Here is a 16,834-nt window from a genome sequence, read left to right as displayed (position 1 = left end):
TGTCAGGGCAGACAGGCCGCGCGGAAAGGCGCGGCCCTGCGGCTTACTCGATCAGGGTCCATTCGCCGCCCTTGATTTCCAGCATGCGGAAGGCGGACAGATCCAGTCCCAGATGATCCTCGGCGTTCATCGAATAGATGCCGGTGGTGCCAGCCAGCCCTTCGGTCGCCTCGATGGCGTCGCGGATCGCCGTGGGATCGGCCTCACCGGCGCGGGTGATCGCATCGGTCAGGATCAGGAACGCATCATTGGCATAGCCGCCGAAGGTGCCGACCGAGGTGCCGGTCTTTTCCTCGAACGCGGTCTTGTAAGCCTCGACCAGCGGCTTTTGCGGATCATCATCGGCCAGAAGCCCGGCGATCAGCAGCGCGGTGCCCGGCAGGCGAACGCCTTCGGCAGCATCCGCGCCCGCCAGCTCGATAAACCCGTCCGAGGCGACGCCATGCGACTGATACAGCGGCAGATCGACGGCAAGCTGCTTGTAGTTCCGCGTCACGATCGACGGCCCCTGCCCGAAACCGGGGTTAAGCACCGCCTGAACGCCATCGGTGTTGCGGATCTTGGTCAGTTGCGTGGTCATATCGGCATCGGTCGGATTGTAAGTCTCGTCCGCGACCACGGTGATGCCGTATTCGCCGACGACCTCTTTGCACTGCGCCTGCATCGACGCACCGAACCCGTCCGTGCCGGAAATCATCCCGATCTGGGTGATGCCCTGCTTTTGCATATCCTCGAAAATCTTCTGGCAGGCCATGCGGTCGGTATGCGGGGTCTTGAAGGTGAAAGGCTTCACCGGATCGATGATCTCAATCGCCCCGGCCAGAGAGATGAAGGGAATCTCGTTATCCTCGGCCACCGACAGAATCGACATCGAGGTGCCGGTGGTCGATCCGCCGATAATCGCCACCACCTCGTCATCCTCGATCAGACGGGTTGCGAAGGTGCGGGCCTTGTTCGGATCGCCGCCATCGTCATACAGCACCAGCGCGATTTCCTCGCCATTGATGCCGCCATTGGCATTGGCTGCCTCGACCAGCATTTCCAGCGTTTTCGCCTCGGGATCGCCCAGAAATGCCGCCGGTCCGGTTGCCGAAACCGAGGCGCCGATGCGGATCTCGGCGCTGGCCGCCCCGGCGATACAGATGGCAACAGCCGTCGTGATCAGTGTGGTCTTCATGCGTATCTCCTCCCAGAATACGTGCGTCGTCCTTGTCGGCAGACGGGCGCGCAGCACCCGCTCCACCGGCCTCCTCTCCGGTTAACGAATATCATTGACCGGCCGGTCGGTTTATGCAACACATTTCTTCGAGGAGCCCGAGAAATCGGCGCATGAGGGAGGAGAGGATGACCGCATCTTCAACGGTGTTACAGGCCGTGTCCGATGGTGTGCTTTCGGTGACGCTGAACCGCCCGGAAAAGCTGAATTCCTTTAACGAAGACATGCATCTGGCGCTGCGCGCGGCGATCCGGCGTGCCCACGATGATGACGCGATCCGGGCGGTGCTGCTGACCGGCGCGGGACGCGGCTTTTCGGCGGGTCAGGATCTGGGCGACCGCGATCCCCGCAAGGGTGGCCCCGCCCCCGATCTTGGCCGCACGCTTGACAGTTTTTACAACCCGACGCTGCGGCTGATCCGGTCGCTGGAAAAGCCGGTGGTCTGTGCAGTCAATGGCGTGGCGGCGGGAGCAGGTGCGAATATCGCCTTCGCCTGCGACATCGTTCTGGCCGCCAAATCGGCAAAGTTCATTCAGGCCTTCGCCAAGATCGGCCTTGTCCCCGATGCAGGCGGCACATGGTCGCTGACCCGGATCCTTGGCGAACCGCGCGCCAAAGCGCTGGCCCTGACCGCCGAGCCGCTGATGGCCGAAAAGGCCGCCGATTGGGGATTAATCTGGAAAGCCGTCGATGACGACGCGCTGTTGCCCGAGGCGCAGGCTTTGGCCCAATCGCTTGCTGCCGGGCCGACGCTTGGTCTGGGGCTGACGAAGCGACTTATTCAGGCGGCGGCAACCAATACGCTGGACGAACAGCTTGATGAGGAGCGTGACTGCCAGCAGCAGGCCGGGCGCAGCGCCGATTATGCCGAGGGCGTCACCGCTTTCCTTGAAAAGCGCAAGCCGGAGTTCAAGGGCAAATGAAACCCGTCGCCGACATGACCCCGCAAGAGATCGCCGAAGCCTCGGCCCGCGCGATGTGGAACGACGATTCGGCCAGCCAGCGATTGAACATGGCCCTTGACCATATCGCGCCGGGGCAAGCCACGCTGTCGATGACCATCACCGCCGATATGTCGAACGGCCACGGCACCTGTCATGGCGGCTATATCTTCACGCTGGCCGACAGCGCCTTTGCCTTTGCCTGCAACAGCTACAACCAGATGGCGGTAGCCCAGCATTGCTCGGTCACCTATCTGATCCCCGGCCATATCGGCGACCGGTTGACCGCCACCGCGACCGAGACGCATCGCCTTGGCCGGTCAGGCATCTACGACATTCGCATCACCAATCAGACCGGCGCGCATGTGGCCGAATTTCGCGGCCATTCCCGCACGGTCAAGGGCACCCACCTGCCGACCGGGTCCTGACCCGGCGCGTTTTCGAGGGAGGAGAACATGAAAGACCTGACCCCCCGCCGCGCGGATCTCGACCCGATCGAGACCGCGTCGCGCGATGAGATCGAGGCGCTGCAATTCCAGCGGATGAAGCAGACGCTGACCCATGCCTATCAGAATTCCAGCTTCTACCGCGACAGCTTTGGCAAGGCGGGCGCGCATCCTGACGATCTCAAGACCCTGAAGGACATTGCGAAATTTCCCTTCACCGTGAAGCAGGATCTGCGCGACACCTATCCCTTCGGCATGTTCGCCGTCCCGCAGGATCGCCTCAGCCGCATCCACGGCTCGTCAGGGACAACCGGCAAGCCCACCGTGGTCGGCTATACCGCCAGCGATATCGACAACTGGGCCGCTTTGGTTGCCCGCTCGATCCGTGCGGCGGGCGGGCGGCCCGGTGATATTCTGCACAACGCCTATGGCTACGGTCTGTTCACCGGCGGCCTTGGCGCACATTACGGGGCCGAGCGTCTGGGCTGCACCGTCATTCCGATGTCGGGCGGCATGACCGAACGGCAGGTGACGCTGATCAACGATTTCAAGCCGCGGATCATCATGGTGACGCCCAGCTATATGCTGTCGATCCTTGATGAATTCCGCCGTCAGGGGCTGGACCCGCGCGCCAGCTCCTTACAGGTCGGCATCTTCGGGGCCGAGCCGTGGACCAACGCCATGCGGCAGGAAATCGAAGACGCCTTCGATATGCATGCCGTTGATATCTACGGGCTTTCCGAAGTGATGGGACCCGGCGTGGCGCAGGAATGCGTTGAAACCAAGGACGGGCTGCATGTCTGGGAAGATCACTTCTACCCTGAAATCATCGATCCCCTAACGGGCGAGGTGCTGCCGGATGGCGAAATGGGCGAGCTGGTCTTTACCACGCTGACCAAGGAAGCGCTGCCGATGATCCGCTACCGCACCCGCGACCTGACCCGGATTTTGCCGGGCACGGCGCGGTCGATGCGGCGGATCGAGAAGATCACCGGGCGCAGTGACGACATGATCATTCTGCGGGGCGTCAATGTGTTTCCGACGCAGATCGAAGAGCAGATCCTGAAATGTCCCGGCCTTGCGCCGCATTTCCAGATCGAGCTGACCCGCGAAGGGCGAATGGACAGCATGATCGTCCATGTCGAATGCGCCGAGGATCAGGTGGCGGGCGATGCGCGGGCGGTTTCGGCCAAGGAACTGGCGCATAAGATCAAGTCGATCGTGGGGATCTCGACCCGGATCGAGGTGCAGGATCCGGGCAGCGTTGCCCGTTCCGAAGGCAAGGCGAAGCGGGTGGTGGATAACCGACCGAAGGGCTGAATGCCGGCGCGTTCTGCGCTGGTGACTTTGGCCCCGTCAGCCTCTAAAGCGGCGGGGCCGGGGCAAGCAGGAAAGTGATATTATGGCTCGGACACGGGCACAGGATTTCGAGGAAAAGCAGCGCAGCATTCTGGACAATGCCGCGCTGGTCTTTGCCGAACAGGGCATGGAAAAGGCTTCCATGTCGCAGGTCGCCGTTCAGGCGCAGGTCAGCAAAGCATTGTTATATCATTATTATCCCGGCAAGGACGCGCTGATCTTTGCGATCATCACCACCCATCTGGAAGAACTGGACGAGGCGATTGAGGCGGCGGATGACGCGGCTTTGCCGCCCGAGCAGCGGTTGCGGAAGCTGGTGGGCACGGTGCTGGAAAGCTATCGCGGGGCGGATAATCAGCACAAGGTTCAGCTTAACGCCAGCAGCGCGCTGTCGGATGAGCAGAAGGCCGAGATCATGGCAATCGAGCGGCGGATCGTGCGGCGGTTTTCGGTGGTTCTGGAGCAGATCAACCCGGATTTGAACGACAGGGACAGGCCGCTTTTGATGCCGGTCACCATGTCTTTGTTCGGGATGATGAACTGGGTCTATATGTGGTTCAAGGATGGCGGGCGGATCAGCCGTCAGGACTATGCCGACGTGGCGACAACGCTGATTCTGGAAGGGATCAAGGCGGTTCGCTGAGCCTGCGCAACACCTGCGGGCGTTGCTTTTGGTATTTGTGCAACGAAGAAGCGGCAGGTGCGGCTTTGCCAGCAAATGCTGGGAATTTGGCGGCACAGGGCGTGCACCACGCAGACACCGGATGTGCACAGGGCGTACACAGCTTGCGAACGGTCGGTGTTGCGTGGGTGTAGGGTGCGTGCTTTGCACGCACCATCAGGGTTATTCCGCCGCCTGAGCCAGCGGCCATGTTTTCGCCACCATCGTCAGCACGTCATATTGCGCCACGATCTCGGCCTTTTGGTTCGTCACCTGACAATCCCAACGCACCTCGCCGTGATCGGCATTGGCGCGCGGGTTGATCTCTTTGCAGGTCAGCCGCACTTGCAGGCTGTCGCCGAAATAAACCGGGGTCAGGAAGCGCAGGTTATCGACGCCGTAATTCGCAAGGACCGGGCCGGGGTTCGGCTCCACGAACAATCCCGCCGCGAACGAGGCGATCAGGTAGCCATGGGCCACGCGGTCGTCGAAGAACGGGTTCGCCTTGGCCGCCGCGCTGTCCATATGGGCGTAGAAGGTGTCGCCGGTGAAATGGGCGAAATGTTCGACATCTTCTTCGGTGATGGTGCGGGCCGCCGTCACCAACTGATCGCCGATCCGCAATTCCTCCAGCGATTTGCGGAACGGGTGGGTGCCTTGCTGGGCATCCGCCCCCTCGATCCAGCGGCCGGTGACCGCCGATAACAGGCGCGGCGCCCCCTGAACGGCGGTGCGCTGCATATAGTGTTTCACGCCCCTTATGCCGCCCATTTCCTCGCCACCGCCTGCCCGGCCCGGTCCGCCATGAACCAGCGGCGCCAAGGGCGAGCCGTGGCCGGTCGAGGATTTCGCCGAAGCGCGGTTGCCGATCAGCACACGGCCATGGAAGGGCGCAACGCCAAGGACGATCTCTTCCGCGACCGCCGGATCGTCGGTGAAGACCGACGAGACCAGCGAGCCTTTGCCCATCCGTGCCAGTGCCACCGCCTCGGCCGGATCGTCATAGGGCATGACGGTCGAAACCGGGCCGAAGGCTTCGACATCATGGACCGCCGTTGCCTCGAACGGCTTGGCGGCGTGGAGAAGCACCGGGGTCAGGAAGGCGCCGGCTTCGGCATCCCCCGAGGTGACGCTGACCTGATCTGGATCGCCTGCGACAATCTCGGCCACGGCTTGCAGGTCGCGGATGCGGGCGCGGACTTCCTCGCGCTGATCGAGGCTGGCCAGCGGACCCATCCGGGTGCCCTCATCCCCCGGCAGGCCGATGGCGGTTTTGGCAAGACGGTCGCGCAGCGCCGCGATCACCGCCTCGGTATGAGCGCGGGGCACCATGACGCGGCGGATGGCGGTGCATTTTTGCCCGGTTTTCGAGGTCATTTCGCGGGCCACCTCGCGCACGAACAGGTCGAATTCGGGCGTGCCCGGCCCGGCATCGGGGCCAAGGATCGAGGCGTTGAGGCTGTCTGCCTCCATCGTGAAGCGGACCGAGTTTTCGACGATGGCCGGATGGGCGCGCAGCTTGCGCCCGGTCCAGGCCGAGCCGGTGAAGGTCACCGCGTCCTGCCCGGTCACATGGTCCAGAAGATCGCCGACCGAGCCGCAGATCAGTTGCAGCGCGCCTTCGGGCAGGATGCCGGTATCGATGATGCGGCGGACCATCAGCTCGGTCAGGTATGCAGTCTGACTGGCGGGTTTGACCACGCAGGGAACACCTGCCAGCAGCGTCGGCGCGATCTTTTCCAGCATCCCCCAGATCGGGAAATTGAAGGCGTTGATATGCACCGCCACGCCATGCAGCGGGGTCAGGATATGCTGGGCAGAGAAGCTGTTATCCTTGGACAATGGCTCGACCGCGCCATCGGTCAGCACGCGGGCATTCGGCAATTCGCGGCGGCCTTTGGACGCAAAGGTCAGCATGGTGCCGATGCCGCCTTCGATATCGACCCAAGCATCCGGGCGGGTCGCGCCGGTATGCAGGCTTTCGGTGTAGAATTCTTCCTTCATCCCCATCAGCGCAAGGCCAAGCGCCTTCAGCATCGCCGCGCGGTCGTGGAAGGACATCTTCCGCAGCTTCGGTCCGGCGACATCGCGGCCATGGGCAAGCGCCGCGGCAAAATCGATGCCCGAGGAATCGATGACCGCGACAGGCGCGCCGGTCGCGGCGTCCAGAAGGGTCTGGCCGTCTTTCTCGCCCGGTGTCCAGCGGCCCGAGACATAGCTTTCAAGACGGCGCGGGTGAATGGTCATGGGATGTCCTTCCAGAAATATCACAGGCCCAGACGCGCCAGATGCCCATCGGCAAGGCGGGTCCAGCGGGCCAGCAGGTCTTCGTTCGCATGGTGGCGCAGGCCGAAGGTTTTCAGCCGCTCGAACCGTGTCGAACCTGCCGTGCCGAAACCGGCGGCAACGCGGGGGCGCCAATAGGTGATGGCCTCGCGGGCGGCATCGCGGCCTTTGTCGGTCGCGGCCAGACGCTCCAACCCTTCAAGGCCAAGTTCGGCATGGCGGGCCTCACGCGGGGCGATTTCGCGAAAGACCTCGGCCAAGGGACCATAGGAAAGGCGGGTCAGTTCGGTCATCTGGACGCCGGTGGCAAGGCCTTGCAGCACGTTCATCACCACGGCATCGGCCCAGCCGGTGATCGGGTAGTGAAAGACCGACAGGCGCATGTCGTCCATCTGACGGGCCGCGCCTATGTCGCTGTCGCGGGGCTGGCGCGAGGCCCAGTCATGGGTTGCCTGATAGCGCGCCATATCGGTGCCGAAATCGCCCATGATCCGCAGGACGCGTTCGGCATGATCGGCCTTTTCCAGCGTGATCCGGCTGGCGGCGATGCGTTCCTTGATGCCCGGCGCGAAGTTGATGGAATTGGCGAAACCGGCAGAGGCCGCCAATTCGCTGTCCACGAAAGAGGACATCAGCCGCAACAATTCGCCCCGATAGCGGGCGGGGACATTGTCGGGCGCGGTCAGGACGCCGCCCTTTGCCAGATAGTCTTCGATATTCATCGTGTCGGACATGGCACCGCCTCACTCGTCATAGGTCACGACGACATCGTCGCTGATCGGATAGGCCTGGCAGGACAGGACGTAACCGGCGCGGACCTCGTAATCTTCCAGCGCGTGGTTCACCGCCATCTCGACCTCGCCCTTCAGCACCTTGCAGCGGCAGGTCGAGCAGACCCCGGCCTTGCAGGAATAGGGCGCGTCCATGTTGTTGGCGATGGCGGCGTCAAGGATCGTCTCGCCTTCGCGGGCCATCGCGAAGCTGCGGGTGGCGCCGTCCAGCGTGACGGTGGCGGCGATGCCCGTGCCCGCCTCGGCGGCGTTGCGAGAGATGACCGGCTGGCGTGCGCGGCCCGGTTGGCTGCTGGCGAAAAGTTCGAACTTGATCTGGTCGTCGGTCAGGCCGTGCTGACGCAGGCCGTCGGCGACGGACAGCATCATCCCCTCGGGGCCGCAGATGAAGACGGTATCGACGGCTTTGGGGTCGATCCAGTGTCGGAACAGCGCAGCCACCTTGTCGCCGTCGATGCGGCCTGTGAACAGGTCGATCTCTTGCGCCTCGGATTTCAGGACATGCAGGACCGAGAAGCGGCCAAGGTAGCGGTTCTTCAGATCCTCAAGCTCTTCGCGGAACATGATCGAGTTGATCTGGCGGTTGGCATAGACCAGCGTGAAGCGGGATTTCGGCTCGCGGGCCAGCGTGGTCTTGATGATCGACAGGATCGGCGTGATACCAGAGCCCGCCGCGAAGCCAAGATATTGGCGGGCGGCATCGGGCTGAATCTCGGTATGGAAGCGGCCCATTGGCGGCATCGCCTCGATCTCGTCGCCGGGGGTCAGGTTTTCGTTGGCCCAGGTCGAAAACGCGCCGCCATCGACGCGCTTGATGCCGACGCGCAGAAAGCCCTCGTCCCGGCCCGCGCAGATCGAATAGCTGCGGCGCAATTCCTCGCCGTCGAAGTCGCGGCGGAAGGTCAGGTATTGGCCTTGGGTGAAATCGAACAGCGCCCGGTCTTCGTCGCGGGGGGCAAGGGTCACCACCACGGCGTCGCGGGTGTCGCGGCGAATGTCGGTGACCTTCAGCGGATGAAAGCGTGCCATTGGGTGTTCCTGTGTGCCGGATGCACGTTCAGATGCATTTGAAATAGTCGAAGGGTTCCAGACAATCGGTGCAGCGATAGCTGGCCTTGCAGGGGGTCGAGCCGAACTGGCTGATCTTCTGGGTCGCGTTCGAGCCGCAGCGCGGGCAGGTGATCACAAGGTTCGACGTGCCCGCCAGCCGGGCGATCCGCCCCACCAGCCGACCATCCGCCGCCGTGCCGTCGATCGGCGCGGCGATGCCGTAATCGGCCAGCTTTTGGCGGCCTTCCTTGGTCAGCCAGTCGGTCGTCCAGGGCGGCGACAGGCGGCGGTCAAGGCGCAGCTTGTCGATGCCGTGATCGCGCAGCGCGCTTTCGATATCCAGATTGATGATCGTGGTCGCCGGGCAGCCGGAATAGGTCGGGGTGACGGTGACGACCAAGGTGTCATCCTGCCATTCGACATCGCGGATAATGCCCAGATCGGTCAGGCTGATGACCGGGATTTCCGGGTCAGGCACCTGAGACAACCAGTCCCATATCTGCGCTTCATCTGGGCGGATCGCGGTTTCCATCGCGTCACCACGTCGCGCCCGGATAGGCGCGCTGAAGGAACTGCATCTCGGCCAGCAGATAGCCCAGATGTTCCGAATGGATACCGCGCTTGCCGCCGCCTGTGCCGGTCGTGCCATGCTGCCAGACCTCGCCCGGATGGGTCAGACTCGCCGCCGTCAGCACCTCGGCCACCACCGCGTCCCATGCCGGTTTCAGGGTCGAGGGCAGCGGCGCGATTCCGGCATTCGCCATCGCGCGGTCGGTCGCATCATCGGCAAACATCTCGCCCGTATAGGGGAACAAAAGGTCCAGCGCCTTCTGCATCCGGGCATGGCTGTCAGCGGTTCCATCGCCCAGACGGATCACCAGATCGGCCGAGCGTTCAAGGTGATAGGCGACCTCTTTGACGGCCTTTGACGCGATGTCAGCAACCCGGGCATCGGTCGAGCTTTCCAGCCCGCGCAGCAATTCCAGATGGAAAGCATCGAACAGGAATTGCCGCATCAGTGTCTGGCCGAAATCACCGTTCGGGCGCTCCACCAGCACCACATTGCGAAAGGCAAGAACGTCGCGCAGATAGGCCAGATCGTCGGCGCTGCGGCCCCTGCCCTCGACCTCGGCGGCAAGACCCAGCCACAACTGACATTGGCCGATCAGATCAAGCGACTGATTGGCAATGGCAATGTCTTCCTCCAGCGCCGGGCCATGCCCGCACCATTCGGACAGCCGATGGCCAAGGATCAGGCAATTATCGCCGACTCGTTGCAGCCATTCGGTAAATTCCGGCTGCCCTGCATCCGGGGCAGGCACGGCGGGATGGCCGCCTTGCGCCGTCGCATCGCCTGCCAGCGCGGCAAGGTTCGGCGTGGTCATATCGGGAAGCGAGGGCATCACATATGCCCCACTTCATCGGGAATGTCGTAGAAGGTCGGATGGCGATAGACCTTGCTGTTCGACGGCTCATAAAGCGGCCCCTTGTCCGAGGGGCTGGACGCGGTGATGTCGTTCGAGCGGACCACCCAGATCGACACCCCCTCGTTGCGACGGGTATAGACATCGCGGGCATTGCGGATCGCCATTTCCGCATCCGGCGCATGCAGGCTGCCGACATGGCGGTGGTTCAGGCCGTGCTGACCTCGGATAAAGATTTCCCACAGGGGCCATTCGCTGGACATGTCTTGCTTCCTCCCGAAAGCTGGATGTTCGTGGCGGACGGGGCGGTCACTCGGCCGCGACGCGCCCGCCTGAATGTTTCGCCGCATGGGCCATCAGCCCTTCGCGGAACCATGCGCCGTCGTCCCAAGCCTTGACCCGCGCGCCCAGCCGTTCGGCATTGCAGGGACCGTTCCCGGCAAGCACGGCATAGAATTCGGACCAATCGGGTTCGCTGAAATCATGGCCGCCCTTTTCCTCGTTCCATTGCAGGTCCGGGTCGGGGACGGTCAGGCCCAGAAACTTGGCCTGCGGCACCGTCTGATCGACGAATTTCTGGCGCAGTTCGTCATTGGTGTTCATCTTGATCCTCCACGCCATCGACTGCGCGGAATGGACCGAGTCCTTGTCAGAGGGGCCGAACATCATCAGCGCGGGATACCAGAAGCGGTTCAGCGCATCCTGCGCCATCGCCTTCTGTTCCGGCGTGCCCGCGCACATCTTCATCATGATGTCGTAGCCCTGCCGCTGGTGGAAACTTTCTTCCTTGCAGATGCGGATCATCGCGCGGCTGTAGGGGCCATAGCTGGTGCGTTGCAACGGCACCTGATTCATGATCGCCGCGCCATCGACCAGCCAACCGACCGCGCCCATATCGGCCCAGGTCAGGGTGGGATAGTTGAAGATCGAGGAATATTTCATCTTACCCGCATGCAGCGCCTCCAGCAGCTCATCGCGGCTGACGCCCAGCGTTTCGGCGGCGGAATAGAGGTAAAGCCCATGCCCCGCCTCGTCCTGCACCTTGGCCAGCAGGATCGCCTTGCGCTCCAGCGTGGGGGCGCGGGTGATCCAGTTGCCCTCGGGAAGCTGGCCGACGATCTCGCTATGGGCATGCTGGCCGATCTGGCGGATCAGCGTCTTGCGATAACCGTCGGGCATCCATTCCTTCGGCTCGATCTTTTCGTTCCGGTCGATGCGGTCCTGAAAGGCCACCTCTTCGGGGGTCATCTCATCGCGGTTGGCAGTGCCTTCGGATTTCACAAGCTGTGCATACATGGCTGGCTTCCTTCCCTAGACGCGTTCGATGATGATCGCGATGCCCTGCCCGACACCAATGCACATGGCGCAAAGCGCATAGCGCCCGCCGGTGCGGTGAAGCTGATACATCGCGGTCGTGACAAGCCGGGCACCCGACATTCCAAGCGGATGGCCTAGCGCAATCGCTCCTCCATTCGGATTCACATGGGGGGCGTCGTCGGGCAATCCAAGGTCGCGAAGCGTGGCAAGCGCCTGACTGGCGAAAGCCTCGTTCAACTCGATCACATCCATCTGATCGATGGTCAAACCCGCCCGCGCCAGCACCTTGCGCGCGGCAGGCGCCGGGCCAATGCCCATGATGCGCGGCTCGACCCCCGCCGCAGTCATGGCGACGATGCGGGCCTTGGGGGTGAGGTTCTGTTTCGCGGCAGCCTCGGCTGACAGAACCAACAGCGCCGCGGCGCCGTCATTGACGCCCGAGGCATTGCCGGCGGTGACCGACAGGTCGGGGCCGTTGATGCCTTTCAGCTTTGCCAAAGTCTCGGTGGTCGTGCCGGGGCGCGGGTGTTCGTCGGTGTCGAAGATGACCGGATCACCCTTGCGCTGCGGGATCTGGACCGGGACAATCTCATCCCGAAACAGCCCGGCTTCCTGCGCGGCGGTCCAGCGGGCCTGGCTCAGCGCGGCAAAGGCGTCCTGATCGGCGCGGCTGATATTATAATCGGCGGCGACGTTGTCGGCGGTCTGCGGCATGGAATCGATGCCATATTCCGCCTTCATCTTCGGATTGACGAAGCGCCAGCCGATGGTGGTGTCATAGACCGCATTGCCGCGCGAAAAGGCCGCGTCGGCCTTGGGCATCACGAAGGGCGCGCGGGTCATGCTTTCCACGCCGCCCGCGATGACGAAATCGCAATCGCCCGCCCGGATCGCCCGCGCCGCCATGCCGACCGCATCCATCCCCGAGCCGCAGAGCCGGTTCACCGTCGTCCCCGGCACGTCGATCGGCATTCCCGCCAACAGCAGCGCCATCCGGCCAACATTGCGGTTATCCTCGCCCGCCTGATTGGCGCAGCCGAAGATCAGGTCATCTGCCTCGGCCCAGTTCACACCCGGATTGCGATCCATCAGCGCCTTCAGCGGCAAAGCCGCCAGATCGTCGGCACGAATCTGGGCCAGCGAGCCGCCATAGCGCCCGATTGGTGTGCGGACTGCGTCGCAGATGAATGCTTCGGTCATGCGCCCTCCGGTGATCCGAGAAAAGCCGATGATTCTCCCAATTCATCGACCGCTTGGTCACCTTATAGCATTAATACATTACACTGTGAAGCAATATTTTAGATTTACTGTAATGTTTAAGAATAAAGAGATGAGGGCAGCGTACAGCCGCGGTTGGGCACCTGCAACGATCGCGCTTGGCACTTTATGGTGCCACCTCCCCTGTCATATCTGTGGAGCGCAACATCACCAAAGTGCCCAGCCGGGGGGCGGCTGTGCACTGCCCGGCGGCGCATTCTGCGCCTTGACTCCGGGCGGGCAATTAACTTTCAACGACGAAAATCTACGTTGTCAGCGCCGCCAGTCTGGCTGTGGTGCGGTCGGTCGTTGCGGAAAGGGGACCGGCCTCGCCCTCCATCATCGCGGCGATTTGCCGGTCGGCATTTGACGACAGCGCCAGATAAAGCTGTCGGAACAGGCGCTGCGCCTCGGTTCCCGGCCAGTCTTCCGGCAACGCCGCCTCGGGCAAACCGGGGTCGCGCAGAACGACCGAGCGATAGACATGGACCAGCAGCAGCCGGGCGATCAGTGCATCCTCGGGCGTGATGTCGTCCAGACGGTCGGCCAGCGGGCGGAAGCGGTCGAGCATGGCACGGTAGCGGGAATGCAGCTCATCCATGTCCCAGAAGCGGGCGAGTTCCGACAGCCTGTCGATCCCCGCCACAGGTTCGGCACGCAGGATCGGGGCGTGGGTCGCGGGCAGGTCTGCGCGGTCGGGGCTGATCCACAGGCCCGGCGCGACTTTGGCCATCCGGGCGCGGCGGGCCTGATCCTCGGGCAGGTCTGCATCGAAAACCAGCAGCCACTTGTTCGCGCGGTCGCGGGGGGCGTAAAGCAGCCGTGCGGCATCGGCAAATTCGGCGCGGGCCGAAGGGGCTAGGCGGTAATAGCTGCGCCGTCCGACACGCTCGCCCTCAAGCCGGTCGGCCGAGACGAGGCGAGAGACGGCGGTGCGGACAAGGTTCTCGCTGATGTCCAGCCGGGCGCAGATCTCGATAAGGCTGCCCATCCACAACACCTCGCCACGCGGGACGACGATATCGCCGTAGATGGTGACGATGAAAGAGCCTGCGGTCAGCGTCAGATCCTCGGTCAGGGTGCCGATCAGGGGGGTTCTGGGCATGGCGTTCGCGACCGTTCCGACGGTGAGGGTTCAAAAGGGGTTAGTCAGCGGGGGGATTGTTGTCAAATTCGGTGATGGGATAGCAGAGGGCGGGGCCCGTCCGCCGGATGGGCACAACAACGGTCGTTCTGAACACTTTATCGCGCCAACCCGCCGAACATTACTGTAGCGCGGGACGTCGACAAAGTGCCCGTCCGGTGGGGCGGACGGGCACTGCCCGGCGGTGCCTTTCAGGCACCTCGATTCCGGGCAGGCGCTTCACCGTCGACGGCAAAAGCATCAGTCTCGCACCTAAACCGGCACCACATTCGTATGCTTCACCCGCCGCAGCGCAAACACGCTTGACGCCTGCGCCACCGAATGATGCGCCAGAATCCGGTGCATCAGGATTTCCTCGTAATCCGCCATCCCGCGTACGGCGAGATGCAGCAGATAATCCCACTCACCCGAGATCGAATAGACTTCAAGGATGGTCGGCTCTGCCTCAAGCACCCGCTGAAAATCCATCCGCGCCGCCGCGTCCTGCGATTTCATGCGGATCTGGCAGAACACATCCAAGCCCCGCCCCAGAGATTCGGGCTTCACGATGCGAACGGTCGGGCCAAGGATCCCCGCCTCTTCCAGCGCCTTCACCCGCCGCCAGCAGGACGCAGGCGAGGCATTCACCACCTCGGCCAATGCCGCGCTGCTCAGCGATCCGTCACGCTGCAACGCAGAAACTATCCGTTCATCCAGATCATCAAGACGAAACATTCATTTCACCTTCTGCAAAATACCGAATGGAACAAATCACAAATTAACGTTCCGCGAAGAACTCAGATAAGCACGTATCACCCTTTTCAGGCAGACTCAAAGACATGCCGATCCGTCCCCACACGCGCGCAAGATAAGGGCCAGCCGTCATGTCGATCACCGTCAGAAACAAGCTTCTCAACACGCCGGACCCCAGTATCGACTGGGCCGCGACCGTGCGCACCCTGGCCCTGTCCCGTGCGCTGGACGAGATGGAGGAAACCCGCCTCGTCCCGGAGAAAAAGGTGCTGTATCAGTTTTCGGCCCGTGGTCACGACATGGCGCAGATCCTGCTGGCGCAGAACCTGACCGGGCGGCATGACGCGGTTTGCGGCTATTACCGTTCACGACCGCTGCTGCTGGCGCTTGGCGTCGATCCGGTTGAGGCGCTGTCGTCCTCGATGGGGCGCGCGGGCGGCTATTCCGATGGGCGCGACATCGGCGTGGTCTTCAACTATCCGAACCCGAACGGCACCACGGCATTGCCGATGTGCGGCGGCGTTGGCGCACAATATACGCCCACGGCGGGCTGGGCGCAGGCGTTGCGCTATCATGCCGAGGAACTGGGATCGAAGGATCATGCAGGCTCGATCGGGGTGGTGCTGGGCGGCGATGGCTCGGTCGCGACCAACGGGTTCTGGGCCGCGCTGATGATGGCCACGACCCAGCAATTGCCGATGCTGTTCTATGTCGAGGATAATGGCTACGGCATCTCGGTCCCGTCGGTGTTCAACACGCCGGGCGGGGATATTGCCGCCAATCTGGCCGCATGGCAGGGGCTGAAGATCATCTCGGGCGATGGCGCGGAACCGGCACAGGCCGCCGCACTGACCCGCGCCGCAGTCGATCATGTGCGCAAAAGCCGGACCCCTGCTTTGCTGCGCCTGACCGTGCCGCGCCTGCAAGGCCACAGCTTTCAGGACACCCAGACCTACAAGACCAAAGATTTCGTGGCCGAGGAATGGGCGCGCGATCCCCTGCCCCGTCTGAAGGATTATCTGGTCCCCGCCATCATGGAAGAGGCCGAATGGGGTCGCCTGACCGATGAGGCCAAGGCGTCGGCCGAAGCGGCGCGAGAGACCGCCGAGGCGCGGCCCGTTTCCGACCCCGAACTGGTCACCCGGAACGTTTTCTTCGAGGGCGAGATGCAGAAGATGGGCGGGCTTCACCCGCAGGGATATGAGGCCCCCGCCGCGACCGACATTCCGCAGCCCGAAGGCCAGCGCATCAATATGGTCACCGCGATCCGCCGCGTGCTGGATCAAGAGATGTCGATCAACCCGAAAGTGCTGCTCTTTGGCGAGGATATCGGCCCCAAGGGCGGCGTCCATGCGGTCACGCTGGGCCTGCAAGAGAAATACGGAACCGCCCGCGTCTTCGACACCAGCCTGTCCGAAGAAGGCATCGTCGGGCGCGCGGTCGGCATGGCGCTGGCCGGGCTGATGCCGGTGCCGGAGATCCAGTTCCGCAAATATGCCGAGCCCGCGACCGAACAGATCAACGACTGCGGCACGATGCGCTGGCGCACCGCCAATGGCTTTGCCGCGCCGATGGTGCTGCGGATGCCAGGCGGGTTCTTCAAATGCGGCGATCCATGGCACAGCCAAACCAACGAGGTCGCCTTCATCCATAATCCCGGCTGGAAGGTCGCCGTCCCCTCGAATGCCGAGGATGCGGTGGGACTGTTGCGCACCGCCCTGCGCGGCAATGATCCGGTGGTGTTCTTCGAACATCGCGCCATGCTGGACCATCCTTCGGCGCGGCGGCAATGGCCGGGCGATGCCTTCGCGCTGCCCTTTGGTAAGGCGAAGATCACCCGTCCGGGCAACCGCGCGACGGTGGTGACATGGGGCGCGATGGTCCATCGCTGCGAGGAGGCCGCCGACGGCCGCGATGCCGAGGTGATCGATCTGCGCACGTTGATGCCCTGGGATGAGGAAACCGTGCTGGCGTCGGTCCGACGCACCGGGCGGTGCCTGATCGTCCACGAGGATTTGCAGACCGCCGGTTTCGGTGCGGAAATCGCCGCCCGCATCGCCGATGCCGCCTTCATGGATCTGGACGCGCCGGTGTCGCGGCTGACCATGCCCGACATCCCTTCGCCGCATAACCCGGTGCTGCTGGAACATGCGGTGCCCTCGGTCGCGCGGATCGCGGCGAAGATCGACGATCTGGTGGGGTTCTAGGCC

16 protein-coding genes are annotated in these 16,834 nt (G+C 63.3%); 5 read left to right on the top strand and 11 right to left on the bottom strand.

Features of this window, described 5'->3' with window-relative positions; genetic code table 11:
• Positions 1 to 43: 43 nt before the first annotated feature.
• Positions 44 to 1,177 (bottom strand): ABC transporter substrate-binding protein, encoded by a 1,134-nt coding sequence (locus JJJ17_RS11110; RefSeq protein ID WP_200686355.1) that lies wholly within the window; start codon positions 1,175 to 1,177, stop codon positions 44 to 46.
• 167 nt (positions 1,178 to 1,344) lie between these two features.
• Between JJJ17_RS11110 and paaG the strand changes: the two genes are divergently transcribed.
• The 4 genes from paaG (at position 1,345) to JJJ17_RS11090 (ending at position 4,605) form a co-directional block, all read left to right on the top strand.
• Positions 1,345 to 2,139: a 2-(1,2-epoxy-1,2-dihydrophenyl)acetyl-CoA isomerase PaaG gene (paaG, locus tag JJJ17_RS11105; RefSeq protein WP_200686353.1), complete on the top strand. Its 795-nt coding sequence runs from the start codon at positions 1,345 to 1,347 to the stop codon at positions 2,137 to 2,139.
• A 14-nt stretch (positions 2,140 to 2,153) separates the two neighbouring features.
• Positions 2,154 to 2,585 carry a hydroxyphenylacetyl-CoA thioesterase PaaI gene (paaI, locus tag JJJ17_RS11100; RefSeq protein ID WP_200686767.1) on the top strand — a complete coding sequence of 144 codons (432 nt, stop codon included), beginning with the start codon at positions 2,154 to 2,156 and terminating at the stop codon, positions 2,583 to 2,585.
• A gap of 27 nt (positions 2,586 to 2,612) precedes the next feature.
• Positions 2,613 to 3,923, top strand: a complete 1,311-nt coding sequence (gene paaK / locus JJJ17_RS11095) for a phenylacetate--CoA ligase PaaK (RefSeq protein ID WP_200686351.1) — start codon at positions 2,613 to 2,615, stop codon at positions 3,921 to 3,923.
• 82 nt (positions 3,924 to 4,005) lie between these two features.
• On the top strand, positions 4,006 to 4,605 hold the full coding sequence (locus JJJ17_RS11090) for a TetR/AcrR family transcriptional regulator (RefSeq protein ID WP_200686349.1): 600 nt from the start codon (positions 4,006 to 4,008) through the stop codon (positions 4,603 to 4,605).
• 201 nt (positions 4,606 to 4,806) lie between these two features.
• On the opposite strand, the gene paaZ is transcribed toward JJJ17_RS11090, so the two are convergent.
• From paaZ to JJJ17_RS11040, 10 genes are all read right to left on the bottom strand, one after another.
• A complete protein-coding gene (gene paaZ / locus JJJ17_RS11085) occupies positions 4,807 to 6,870 on the bottom strand; it encodes a phenylacetic acid degradation bifunctional protein PaaZ (protein ID WP_200686346.1) in 2,064 nt (687 codons plus the stop codon).
• A gap of 20 nt (positions 6,871 to 6,890) precedes the next feature.
• Complete coding sequence (locus tag JJJ17_RS11080) at positions 6,891 to 7,643, bottom strand: Phenylacetic acid catabolic protein (RefSeq protein ID WP_200686344.1); 753 nt, start codon at positions 7,641 to 7,643, stop codon at positions 6,891 to 6,893.
• A 9-nt stretch (positions 7,644 to 7,652) separates the two neighbouring features.
• A complete protein-coding gene (gene paaE, locus JJJ17_RS11075) occupies positions 7,653 to 8,729 on the bottom strand; it encodes a 1,2-phenylacetyl-CoA epoxidase subunit PaaE (RefSeq protein ID WP_200686342.1) in 1,077 nt (358 codons plus the stop codon).
• A gap of 28 nt (positions 8,730 to 8,757) precedes the next feature.
• On the bottom strand, positions 8,758 to 9,282 hold the full coding sequence (paaD, locus tag JJJ17_RS11070) for a 1,2-phenylacetyl-CoA epoxidase subunit PaaD (protein WP_200686340.1): 525 nt from the start codon (positions 9,280 to 9,282) through the stop codon (positions 8,758 to 8,760).
• A 4-nt stretch (positions 9,283 to 9,286) separates the two neighbouring features.
• The gene (gene paaC, locus JJJ17_RS11065) at positions 9,287 to 10,153 is read right to left on the bottom strand and encodes a 1,2-phenylacetyl-CoA epoxidase subunit PaaC (protein ID WP_200686338.1); all 867 of its coding nucleotides are present in this window, start codon (positions 10,151 to 10,153) and stop codon (positions 9,287 to 9,289) included.
• Positions 10,153 to 10,437, bottom strand: a complete 285-nt coding sequence (gene paaB, locus JJJ17_RS11060) for a 1,2-phenylacetyl-CoA epoxidase subunit PaaB (RefSeq protein ID WP_200686336.1) — start codon at positions 10,435 to 10,437, stop codon at positions 10,153 to 10,155. Before paaB ends, paaC begins: the two co-directional genes overlap by 1 nt.
• Positions 10,438 to 10,483: 46 nt before the next feature.
• A complete protein-coding gene (gene paaA / locus JJJ17_RS11055) occupies positions 10,484 to 11,470 on the bottom strand; it encodes a 1,2-phenylacetyl-CoA epoxidase subunit PaaA (RefSeq protein ID WP_200686334.1) in 987 nt (328 codons plus the stop codon).
• A gap of 15 nt (positions 11,471 to 11,485) precedes the next feature.
• The gene (pcaF, locus tag JJJ17_RS11050) at positions 11,486 to 12,691 is read right to left on the bottom strand and encodes a 3-oxoadipyl-CoA thiolase (RefSeq protein WP_200686332.1); all 1,206 of its coding nucleotides are present in this window, start codon (positions 12,689 to 12,691) and stop codon (positions 11,486 to 11,488) included.
• Between the two features lie 322 nt (positions 12,692 to 13,013).
• A complete protein-coding gene (locus tag JJJ17_RS11045; protein ID WP_200686330.1) occupies positions 13,014 to 13,853 on the bottom strand; it encodes a PaaX family transcriptional regulator C-terminal domain-containing protein in 840 nt (279 codons plus the stop codon).
• Between the two features lie 291 nt (positions 13,854 to 14,144).
• Complete coding sequence (locus JJJ17_RS11040) at positions 14,145 to 14,606, bottom strand: Lrp/AsnC family transcriptional regulator (RefSeq protein WP_200686328.1); 462 nt, start codon at positions 14,604 to 14,606, stop codon at positions 14,145 to 14,147.
• A 149-nt stretch (positions 14,607 to 14,755) separates the two neighbouring features.
• Here JJJ17_RS11040 and JJJ17_RS11035 point away from each other — a divergent pair, with 149 nt between their 5' ends.
• A complete protein-coding gene (locus JJJ17_RS11035) occupies positions 14,756 to 16,831 on the top strand; it encodes an alpha-ketoacid dehydrogenase subunit alpha/beta (protein ID WP_200686326.1) in 2,076 nt (691 codons plus the stop codon).
• Positions 16,832 to 16,834: the final 3 nt, after the last annotated feature.

It is taken from the genome of Paracoccus caeni, assembly GCF_016629665.1.
Taxonomy (GTDB): Bacteria; Pseudomonadota; Alphaproteobacteria; order Rhodobacterales; family Rhodobacteraceae; genus Paracoccus; species Paracoccus caeni.
This window is presented reverse-complemented; position numbering and strand designations above follow the sequence as displayed.